This is a genomic window from Rhizobium sp. BR 362, assembly GCF_036528765.1.
In the GTDB taxonomy this organism is placed as follows: Bacteria; Pseudomonadota; Alphaproteobacteria; order Rhizobiales; family Rhizobiaceae; genus Rhizobium.
Map to the genome: position 1 here is coordinate 403,465 of NZ_JARWGH010000004.1, position 9,644 is coordinate 413,108.

Annotated in this window: 10 protein-coding genes; 8 read left to right on the top strand and 2 right to left on the bottom strand. The window is 61.6% G+C overall.

The window, feature by feature from the left end:
- Nucleotides 1-7: 7 nt before the first annotated feature.
- The 5 genes from pstC to phoB are packed head-to-tail and all read left to right on the top strand — an operon-like array spanning nucleotide 8 to nucleotide 5,131.
- The gene (gene pstC, locus QDY28_RS08565) at nucleotides 8-1,489 is read left to right on the top strand and encodes a phosphate ABC transporter permease subunit PstC (RefSeq protein WP_331381258.1); all 1,482 of its coding nucleotides are present in this window, start codon (nucleotides 8-10) and stop codon (nucleotides 1,487-1,489) included.
- The gene (pstA, locus tag QDY28_RS08570; protein WP_331381259.1) at nucleotides 1,486-2,820 is read left to right on the top strand and encodes a phosphate ABC transporter permease PstA; all 1,335 of its coding nucleotides are present in this window, start codon (nucleotides 1,486-1,488) and stop codon (nucleotides 2,818-2,820) included. Before pstC ends, pstA begins: the two co-directional genes overlap by 4 nt.
- Nucleotides 2,821-2,834: 14 nt before the next feature.
- Nucleotides 2,835-3,650 (top strand): phosphate ABC transporter ATP-binding protein PstB, encoded by an 816-nt coding sequence (pstB, locus tag QDY28_RS08575; RefSeq protein WP_331381260.1) that lies wholly within the window; start codon nucleotides 2,835-2,837, stop codon nucleotides 3,648-3,650.
- Nucleotides 3,651-3,701: 51 nt separating this feature from the next.
- Entirely contained in the window at nucleotides 3,702-4,415 is a 714-nt protein-coding gene (phoU, locus tag QDY28_RS08580) for a phosphate signaling complex protein PhoU (protein ID WP_028751116.1), read from the top strand.
- 32 nt (nucleotides 4,416-4,447) lie between these two features.
- Nucleotides 4,448-5,131: a phosphate regulon transcriptional regulator PhoB gene (gene phoB, locus QDY28_RS08585; RefSeq protein WP_004128368.1), complete on the top strand. Its 684-nt coding sequence runs from the start codon at nucleotides 4,448-4,450 to the stop codon at nucleotides 5,129-5,131.
- An 83-nt stretch (nucleotides 5,132-5,214) separates the two neighbouring features.
- Here the strand turns inward: phoB and QDY28_RS08590 are convergent, their stop codons facing one another.
- Nucleotides 5,215-5,739, bottom strand: coding sequence for a GcrA family cell cycle regulator (locus QDY28_RS08590; RefSeq protein ID WP_331381261.1), 525 nt, complete (start codon nucleotides 5,737-5,739; stop codon nucleotides 5,215-5,217).
- A 424-nt stretch (nucleotides 5,740-6,163) separates the two neighbouring features.
- On the opposite strand from QDY28_RS08590, the gene QDY28_RS08595 reads away from it, so the two are divergent.
- The 3 genes from QDY28_RS08595 to QDY28_RS08605 all read left to right on the top strand — a co-directional run bounded on the left by QDY28_RS08595 (nucleotide 6,164) and on the right by QDY28_RS08605 (nucleotide 9,392).
- Nucleotides 6,164-7,363 carry an aspartate aminotransferase family protein gene (locus QDY28_RS08595; protein ID WP_331381262.1) on the top strand — a complete coding sequence of 400 codons (1,200 nt, stop codon included), beginning with the start codon at nucleotides 6,164-6,166 and terminating at the stop codon, nucleotides 7,361-7,363.
- Between the two features lie 74 nt (nucleotides 7,364-7,437).
- The gene (gene argF, locus QDY28_RS08600) at nucleotides 7,438-8,355 is read left to right on the top strand and encodes an ornithine carbamoyltransferase (protein ID WP_331381263.1); all 918 of its coding nucleotides are present in this window, start codon (nucleotides 7,438-7,440) and stop codon (nucleotides 8,353-8,355) included.
- Between the two features lie 47 nt (nucleotides 8,356-8,402).
- Complete coding sequence (locus QDY28_RS08605) at nucleotides 8,403-9,392, top strand: Hsp33 family molecular chaperone (protein WP_331381264.1); 990 nt, start codon at nucleotides 8,403-8,405, stop codon at nucleotides 9,390-9,392.
- A 6-nt stretch (nucleotides 9,393-9,398) separates the two neighbouring features.
- Here QDY28_RS08605 and QDY28_RS08610 read toward each other — a convergent pair.
- Nucleotides 9,399-9,644, bottom strand: a 246-nt coding sequence (locus QDY28_RS08610; protein WP_331381265.1) for a hypothetical protein, incomplete at its 5' end; no start/stop codon positions are given.

Consider the following 9,644-nt stretch of genomic DNA (forward strand, 5'->3'; position numbering starts at 1 on the left):
AATGGGAATGAGTTTGTCACTGCTGCTGTTGTGCCTGTCGATCATCGGCGCCCTTGCCTTCGTGGCGGGGCGGACGAGAGCGGCCGCGCTGTCGGGCAACAGGTCCTCGGCCATGCATTCACGGCTCGGCTATCATGGTGCCTATGCCGCCATCTGGGCGATATTGCCGGCGCTTGCGCTGATCTGCGCCTGGCTGGTGATCAGTCCGGAGGTAATTGACCGTTTCGTGGTCGGATCCTTTCCCGAGGAGGTGAAATCCCTCCCGTCGGCCGAACTCAAACTCAGCTACAGCATGGTGCGAAGCCTGGCCCATGGCATGCGCCAGCTCGATGACCAGGAACTTGCCGCCGTCGCCAATGGTACGGCCGATCTTCAATTGGTCCTGGCGCAGAAAGGCGTCCCGCTCGCCGTCCGGCCGACCGGCTACATGATCGATGCTGCCAATCAATATAACGGCATGCGGCATATGAGCCGTGTCGTCATGTCCGTGGCGGCCATTCTTCTTTCGCTGCTCTGTGCCGTCCACGGCCTGCGCGCCATCGCGCTGCGCTTTCGCGCCCGCAACCGGGTGGAGCAGGTCATTCTCGGCGGCCTCGTCGTTGCCTCCTCCATCGCCGTGCTGACGACGCTCGGCATCGCGGCGTCGATGCTGTCGGAGGCCGCCCGTTTCTTCAACATGGTTCCTGCCGCCGAGTTCTTCTTCGGCACCGTCTGGGACCCCGGCTTCACCGGCGCCGGTGCGCGGACATCGGGTACATTCGGCCTCATCCCCTTGCTGGCCGGCACGCTCTATATCGGCTTCGTCGCCATGCTGGTTGCGGTTCCCGTCGGCTTGTTTGCCGCAATCTACATGGCCGAATATGCCTCAGCCCGCGTGCGCTCCGTCGCCAAGCCGATGCTCGAGGTGCTGGCGGGCATTCCGACCATCGTCTACGGCTTTTTCGCTCTGGTGACCGTCGGGCCGTTTCTGCGCGACATTTCCGCCGACATCGACGGCTTGCTGACGGGCAATTATACGAGCTTCATCGAGGCGCAGAGTGTCCTGACCGCCGGGTTCGTTATGGGCGTGATGCTCATCCCCTACGTCTCCTCGCTGTCCGACGATATCATCACGGCCGTGCCGCGCTCATTGCGCGACGGCTCGCTCGGCCTCGGGGCAACGCGTTCGGAGACGGTCAAGCGCGTCCTCCTGCCGGCCGCATTGCCCGGCATCGTGGGCGCACTCTTGATGACGGCGTCGCGGGCGATCGGCGAGACCATGATCGTCGTATTGGCTGCCGGCGTTGCCGCCCGCATGCAGCTCGATCCTTTCGAACCGATGACGACCGTCACCGTGAAGATCGTCAACCAGTTGACCGGCGACCTCGAATTCACCTCGCCGCAGACATTGGTCGCATTCGCGCTCGGCATCACGCTTTTCTGCCTGACCTTGTGCCTGAACATTTATGCGCTCTACATCGTCCGCCGGTATAGGGAGCAATACGAATGAACGAAGTCGTATCTTCCGCGTCATCACCTGTGCCGCGTGGGCTCACGCCCGGCGTGCCGCTGCGACGTGATATCGGCATCAAGCGCCGCTATGCCGCCGAGCGACGGTTTCGCGCCTATGGTATGGCCGCCGTTACCTTCGGCCTTGTTTTCCTCGTCATCCTTGTCTCGACCGTGGCGCGCCACGGTTATACGGCCTTCGTACAGACCTCGATCGCCTTGCCGGTCGAATTCACCGAGAAGGTCATCGACCCCGCGGGCAAGCGCGGCAGCGATCCGAAGGTGCTGATTGCGGCCAATTATCCCGTTCTCATTCGTGACGCCCTGACGAAGGCGCTCGGCATCGATCCTTCCAATCGGGCGCTGGTGCGCGAGGCGATGGAAATGGTGTCGGACGGCGCGCGGATTGCCTTGCGCGACAAGGTCCTGGCCGATCCGTCCGTTATCGGAAAGACGGTAAAGGTGACCTTCCTCGCCAGTGCCAATATCGACTCCGCCAACAAGGGACAGATCGATCTGACGGCCGACGAAAAGGATCGTAAGGTCTCCGATCAGCAACTCGCCTGGATGAGGCAGCTCGCCGCCACCGGCGCCCTGCATAAGGCGTTCAATACCGGTCTGTTCCTGTCGGGCAATTCCAGTCGTCCGGAAGCCGCAGGCCTTGGCGTTGCCCTCATCGGCTCGTTCTATCTCATGCTGACCGTGCTGGTTCTGGCGCTGCCGGTTGGCGTTGCCGCTTCGATCTACCTCGAGGAGTTCGCGCCAAAGAACCGGCTGACGGATCTGATCGAGGTCAATATCAACAATCTCGCAGCGGTGCCGTCGATCGTCTATGGCCTGCTCGGCCTGTCAGTCTTCATCAACTTCATGGGTCTGCCGCGCTCGGCTTCGCTGGTCGGCGGGCTGGTGCTGAGCCTGATGACGCTACCGATGATCATCATCGCCACCCGCTCGGCATTGCGCGCCGTGCCGCCGTCGATCCGCAGCGCCGCCCTTGGCCTTGGTGCCTCGCGCATGCAGGTGGTGTTCCACCATGTCCTGCCGCTCGCCATGCCCGGCATTCTGACGGGGACGATCCTCGGCCTGGCGCATGCGCTGGGCGAGACCGCGCCGTTGCTTTTGATCGGCATGGTCGCCTTTGTCGCCAACTATCCGGCGGGGCCGCTCGATCCTTCCACGGCCCTGCCGGTGCAGATCTACATGTGGGCGAGCGAAGCCGAGCGTGCCTTTGTCGAAAGAACCTCCGGGGCCATTATCGTCCTGCTCTTCTTCCTTGTTGCGATGAACATCGGAGCCATCCTGCTGCGCCGTCGCTTTGAGCGGCGTTGGTGACAGGAGACGATGGAATGAACATGATGACGGAAGCCGCGAGCGAAAAAGCACTGGCCAAGAAGATGATGACGATCCCCTACAAGATGATCGGCCAGGCCGTGTCGGTCCACTACGGCGACAAGCGCGCGCTGTTCGACGTGGATCTGAACATTCGCGCCAATACCGTCACCGCGCTGATCGGCCCCTCCGGCTGCGGCAAGTCCACCTTCCTGCGTTGCCTCAACCGCATGAACGACACGATCGACACCTGCCGCGTCACCGGCAAGATCATGCTCGACGATCAGGATGTCTATGACAACGCCATCGATGTCGTCGAGCTGCGCGCCCGCGTCGGCATGGTGTTCCAGAAGCCCAATCCGTTTCCGAAGTCGATATACGAGAATGTCGCCTATGGCCCGCGTATCCACGGGCTGCATCGGTCCAAGGCCGATCTCGACCATATCGTCGAAACCAGCCTGCAGAAGGCCGGGCTCTGGGGCGAGGTGAAGGATCGGCTTTTCGAGGCCGGCACCAGCCTTTCCGGCGGCCAGCAGCAACGCCTCTGCATCGCCCGCGCCGTCGCCGTCAGTCCGGAGGTCATTCTCATGGACGAGCCGTGCTCGGCGCTCGATCCGATCGCCACCGCCAAAGTCGAGGAACTCATTCATGAGCTGCGGGAAAATTTCACGATCGTCATCGTGACGCATTCCATGCAGCAAGCAGCCCGCGTTTCGCAGCGCACCGCAATGTTTCATCTCGGTCATCTGGTCGAGGAGAACGATACCGATAAGATGTTCACCAATCCCGATGATTTCCGCACGCAGGATTACATCATGGGCCGTTTTGGCTGATGATGCTCCCCGCGCGGCTTTCTTCACATCATTCACCTTGAGGATAGAAAAATGGTCTCTACACACATTCTCTCTGCATATGACGAAGACCTGAAATTCCTGACGCGCCGCATTTCCGAAATGGGCGGCCTGGCAGAGCAGATGGTCAGCGACAGCGTTCGCGCGCTGGTCAACGGCGATGCCGCCCTGGCGCAGAAGGTCATTTCCGACGACGTCATTCTCGACCATGCAGAACGCGAAGTCGGCGACAAGGCGATCGTCACCATCGCTCGCCGCCAGCCGATGGCTGCCGACCTTCGTGAAATCATGGGCTCCATCCGCATTGCCTCCGATCTGGAGCGCGTCGGCGATCTCGGCAAGAACACCGCAAAGCGCGTCATCGCCGTGCAGGGCACCGGCGTTCCGCGTCGTCTCGCCCGCGGCATCGAACATCTCTCCGAACTGGCCCTCGTTCAGCTCAAGGAAGTGCTCGACGTCTACACGACCCGTTCGCCTGACAAGGCCGTGTCGATCCGTGAGCGCGACGAGGAAATCGATGCCATGTACACCTCGCTCTTCCGCGAAATGCTGACTTACATGATGGAAGATCCGCGCAACATCACCACCTGCACGCATCTTCTCTTCTGCGCCAAGAACATCGAGCGCATCGGCGATCATGCCACCAACATTGCCGAGACGATCTATTACATGGCGACCGGCGCCCAGCCGGAAGGCGAGCGTCCGAAGGACGATACCGCCAACACCGTGGGTGCGGTGACGGAATAAAGTAGACCCCAAGAGAAGGAGACCAGAGGCGCATGGTTCCGAGAGTAGCTGTTGTAGAAGACGAGGAAGCGCTAAGCGTTCTGCTGCGCTATAATCTCGAGGCGGAAGGCTTCGAGGTCGACACCATCCTGAGAGGCGACGAAGCCGAGCTGCGCCTCCAGGAGCGCATCCCCGATCTTCTGATCCTCGATTGGATGCTCCCTGGCGTGTCCGGCATCGAGCTCTGCCGCCGGCTGCGTATGCGGCCGGAGACGGAGCGCCTGCCGATCATCATGCTGACGGCCCGCGGTGAAGAGAGCGAGCGGGTGCGCGGCCTTTCCACCGGCGCAGACGACTATGTGGTCAAGCCGTTTTCGACGCCGGAGCTGATGGCCCGCGTCAAGGCGATGCTGCGCCGCGCCCGCCCCGAGGTTCTGTCGACGGTACTGCGCTGCGGCGATATCGAGCTGGACCGCGAGACCCATCGTGTCCACCGCAAGAGCCGCGAAGTGCGGTTGGGGCCGACGGAATTCCGGCTGCTGGAATTCCTGATGTCCTCGCCCGGCCGCGTCTTTTCGCGCTCCCAATTGCTCGACGGCGTATGGGGGCATGATATCTATGTCGACGAACGCACCGTCGACGTGCATGTCGGCCGCCTGCGCAAGGCGCTCAATTTCTCCAATATGCAGGATGTCATCCGTACCGTTCGCGGCGCGGGTTATTCCATGGAGGCCTGATCGGGGCAACTCGACCGGTCATCGGACAGGGCGGAAACAGAAAACGGGCCTTTCGGCCCGTTTTTCATGTGGTTAGCACTGGTTTAGTGCGCGGCCCGACGCCGGTCATGCACCGGCTGGTAGGCCAGCCGCTGATGATAGGTGCAGTAGGGCGAAGAGTCCGGGCTGTCATTGCCGCAGAAGTGAAAATCGTCCTTCAGCGGGTCGCCGACCGGCCACTTGCACGTGCGCTCTGTGAGCTCCGTCAGGCCGAGGCGGCGCGAGATCGGAACGACCACATTGGCAGCCGGACGGTATTCGATCTCGTGGACCGTATCGATCTCGACCTCTTCCTTGAGCATCGTCGCACCCTGCTGGCGGGTAACCGTGCGGGTTGCAACGCGCGAGGCGTAATTCGGCGCCCGCGGGGCCGAGGTATTGCGCTTCGGCGCTCGAGCTGCGGTTGCTGCGCCACCGGCTTTCGCTCGGCCCGGCAGGCTCAAGCGATGCACTTTGCCAATGACGGCATTACGGCTGACACCACCGAGCTGTGCCGCGATCTGGCTGGCGCTCAAACCTTCGGACCACAGCTTTTTCAGCTTCTCGACGCGTTCGTCTGTCCAATTCATGCCCTGTCTCCGCTGTCGCGTTTCTGATGGCAGAATCCCTCACCATTGCCTCGCATTGGGTCGAGGCGTGAAACGCTTAAAAATTGTGGTGACTAGTTCCGCCGCATGCAGTCTAGTAATTGGTTTTTAACCTAGTGTGAGGCTGACTCCGTGACAAGAGTCGCGGGAATCTTGAGGAATCGATTTCGAGGTTTTCCCCAACTTGCTATACGTGAGTGGCATTTATGCAATATAAGTTGTCGAAGACATGGCCTCTGCCAAGAGGCGCTCTGCCGCACCTGCTAAATCGCCAGTTTTGTTGACATCGCAGTGCAAAACATCAATAGTGCCCATGCCGCCGAGAGGCGGCATTTTTGATTTTCCAGGGCCCGTTTCACGCGAGGAAACGATTGGCCCTAAAGGTTGTGATCGAGGAGAATGCGCTATGGCTGAAACCGCGCCGCTTTATGACACCTACATGCGTGCTCCGCTGCGGTTCGAGCGAGGCGAGGGCGTGTGGCTGATCACGGAGACCGGCGAGCGCTATCTCGATTTCGCTGCGGGCGTCGCGGTGAATTCGCTTGGCCACGCCCATCCCCATCTGGTTGCAGAACTGAAGGCGCAGGCCGACAAGGTCTGGCACCTCTCCAACCTCTATGAGGTGCCCGGCCAGGAAAAATTGTCGAAGCGCCTGACCGACGCCACCTTCGCCGATAAGGTGTTCTTCACCAATTCCGGAGCCGAGGCGCTGGAATGCGCCATCAAGACGGCACGGCGCTATCAATTCTCCAAGGGTCATCCGGAGAAATACCATATCATCACCTTCGAAGGCGCCTTCCATGGGCGGACGATCGCGACGATCGCTGCCGGCGGCCAGGAAAAGTATCTGGAAGGTTTCGGGCCGAAGGCGCCTGGCTTCGACCAGGTGCCTTTCGGTGATCTCGACGCAGTGCGTGCCGCCATCACCGATGCGACTGCCGCGATCCTCATCGAGCCGGTGCAAGGCGAGGGCGGTATCCGTCCGGCCACCAACGAGTTTCTGCGCGGCCTGCGCCAGATCTGCGACGAGCATGGCCTGCTTCTGGTCCTCGATGAGGTTCAGAGCGGCGTTGGCCGCACCGGCAAGCTTTTCGCCCATGAGTGGGCCGGCATCACGCCTGACATCATGGCCGTTGCCAAGGGCATCGGCGGCGGCTTTCCGCTCGGCGCCTGCCTTGCGACTGCCGACGCCGCTTCGGGCATGAAGGCGGGCACGCATGGCTCGACCTATGGCGGCAATCCGCTCGCCATGGCCGTCGGCAACGCCGTGCTCGATATCGTGCTGGCAGACGGTTTCCTGCAGCATGTGCGCGATGTGGCCTTGGTCTTCCGCCAGGGCCTGGCCTCGCTCAAGGATCGTTTTCCGGATATTATCGAGGATGTCCGCGGCGAGGGGCTGCTGCTCGGCATAAAAGCCGCCATTCCGCAGTCGGACCTGCTGCAGGCAATCCGCGCCGAGCATCTGCTGGGTGTGCCGGCCGGCGACAACGTCATCCGCCTGCTGCCGCCGCTGGTGGTCACGGCTGAAGAGGCGCGCGAAGGCGTTGCCCGCATCGAACGCGCTGCAGAGTCTCTGCGCGCCGCCCGCGTCAAGAAGTCGGCTTGAGTTCAACGCCTGCTGATCGAGGCGTTATTGCCCCGATCAGCGGGCGTTTTCATTTCTGGAGTACAGGTAGGGACATGGCTTCACCGAAACACTTTCTCGATCTCTCGGCCGTCGCGGCTGCCGATCTGCGCAGCATCATCGACGATGCCATCGTGCGAAAGCAGGCGCTGAAGGCGGGTGCTGCCGACAAGCCGCTTGCCGGCAAGATGCTGGCGATGATCTTCGAGAAGCCGTCCACCCGTACCCGCGTCTCCTTCGACGTCGGCATGCGCCAGCTCGGCGGCGAGACGCTGTTCCTGTCGGGTACGGAAATGCAGCTCGGCCGCGCCGAGACGATCGGCGATACCGCGCGGGTGTTGTCGCGCTATGTCGACGCCATCATGATCCGCACGACCGAACATTCGCGCCTGTTGGAACTCGCCGAACACGCGACCGTGCCGGTCATCAATGCGTTGACCGACGATACGCATCCCTGCCAGATCATGGCCGATATCATGACCTTCGAGGAGCATCGCGGCCCGATCAAGGGCAAGACCATCGCCTGGACCGGCGACGGCAACAACGTGCTGCATTCGCTGGTCGAAGGCGCTGCCCGTTTCGGCTATCGCATGAACATGGCCGTACCCCTTGGTTCCGAGCCGAAGGATCACTATCTGAACTGGGCCCGCAACGAGGGCGCCGAAATCATGCTCTCACATGATGCCGACCGTGCGGTCGCCGGCGCCGATTGCGTGGTAACCGATACCTGGGTTTCCATGAATCAGGAGCACCGGGCCCGCGGTCACAACGTCTTCCAGCCCTATCAGGTCAACGCGGCTTTGATGGCACAGGCCGGCAAGGACGCGTTGTTCATGCATTGCCTGCCCGCTCATCGCGGCGAGGAAGTGACGGACGAGGTGATCGACGGTCCGCAATCCGTTGTTTTCGATGAGGCGGAAAACCGCCTTCATGCGCAAAAATCGATTCTTGCTTGGTGCCTGGGCGCGATCTGAAGATATAGAACCGCGTTTGATGTCGCGGGCGCAGTAGGAGTAGAGCAATGGCGGAAAGTGCAGCCTCGCTGGGTCAGTTCGATTTTGCCGGCGATGATCATGTCGTTCCCTTCCAGGTAGAAGGTCTTGATGTCCGCGGCCGCGCCGTGCAGCTCGGGCCGCTCCTGGACGCAATTCTCGCCCGGCACAGCTATCCGGCTCCTGTCGCCCGGCTACTGGCCGAGGCGGTGGTGCTGACCGTATTGCTCGGCACTTCGCTGAAGTTCGAGGGCAAGTTCACCGTACAGACGAAGAGCGACGGGCCGGTCGACCTTCTGGTCGCTGATTTTTCCACGCCGGAGAACGTCCGCGCCTATGCCCGCTTCGACGATGAGGCGCTGGCTAAGGCCGTGGCTGCCGGCAAGACCGAGCCGGAACAGTTGCTCGGCAAGGGCATCCTTGCCTTCACGATCGATCAGGGTCGCTTCAGCCAGCCCTATCAGGGCATCGTGGCACTTGACGGTGCATCGCTCGAAGAGATCGCCGGCACCTATTTTCGCCAGTCGGAACAGATCCCGACGCGCGTCCGGCTTGGCGCCGCCGAATTGTTCGACCGCGACGAGGCCGGCAAGCCGCGCCATCGCTGGCGGGCGGGCGGTCTTGTCGCGCAGTTCCTGCCGGAAGCACCCGAGCGCATGCGCCAGCCGGACCTTCACGGCGGCGACGGCGACACGCGCGTGCGCGAGCACGTCGAGGATGATGCCTGGGCGGAAGCCCGCACGCTGGTCGAGACCATCGATGCGGATGAGCTGACCGATCCACAGGTGGGTACCGAGCGCTTGCTGTTCCGCCTCTTCCATGAGCGCGGCGTGCGCGTTTTCGAGCCCAAGGCTGTCTTCGACCGCTGCACCTGTTCGCGCGATAAGCTGAAGGATGTGTTGCAGGGCTTTTCCGCCGAGGAGATCGAAGCGAGCCAGGACAATGGCGAAATCGCCGTCACCTGCGAATTCTGCTCGACGACCTATCGCTTCGAAGTGTCCGAGGTGTCGGCCGCCTGAGCAGTTTCAGGCAAAGTGCGAGCCAGTTTCGCGCTTGGAATTGGTCGCCAGTGAAGTACGCGTAACGCATTGAATTGGCGTTCTTATCCAGAGTTTTGAAGTATTGATCTTTGCAAGTTTGGACGGTTCTCGTTTGGAGAAACTTGCAAATTGCGCTGCAAGAAAAAACGTGATTCTCTCTGTTGAGAGGGTGATTTCATGGAGCGTTGGAATGCTTCCGAAGGAGCGGCGGGACAGCGGGCAGAATGATCT

Coding starts and splice junctions, on each gene's coding strand:
- pstC (WP_331381258.1), top strand. CDS start 8: ATGAGTTTGTCACTGCTGCTGTTGTGCCTGTCGATCATCGGCGCCCTT.
- pstA (WP_331381259.1), top strand. CDS start 1,486: ATGAACGAAGTCGTATCTTCCGCGTCATCACCTGTGCCGCGTGGGCTC.
- pstB (WP_331381260.1), top strand. CDS start 2,835: ATGAACATGATGACGGAAGCCGCGAGCGAAAAAGCACTGGCCAAGAAG.
- phoU (WP_028751116.1), top strand. CDS start 3,702: ATGGTCTCTACACACATTCTCTCTGCATATGACGAAGACCTGAAATTC.
- phoB (WP_004128368.1), top strand. CDS start 4,448: ATGGTTCCGAGAGTAGCTGTTGTAGAAGACGAGGAAGCGCTAAGCGTT.
- QDY28_RS08590 (WP_331381261.1), bottom strand. CDS start 5,739: ATGAATTGGACAGACGAACGCGTCGAGAAGCTGAAAAAGCTGTGGTCC.
- QDY28_RS08595 (WP_331381262.1), top strand. CDS start 6,164: ATGGCTGAAACCGCGCCGCTTTATGACACCTACATGCGTGCTCCGCTG.
- argF (WP_331381263.1), top strand. CDS start 7,438: ATGGCTTCACCGAAACACTTTCTCGATCTCTCGGCCGTCGCGGCTGCC.
- QDY28_RS08605 (WP_331381264.1), top strand. CDS start 8,403: ATGGCGGAAAGTGCAGCCTCGCTGGGTCAGTTCGATTTTGCCGGCGAT.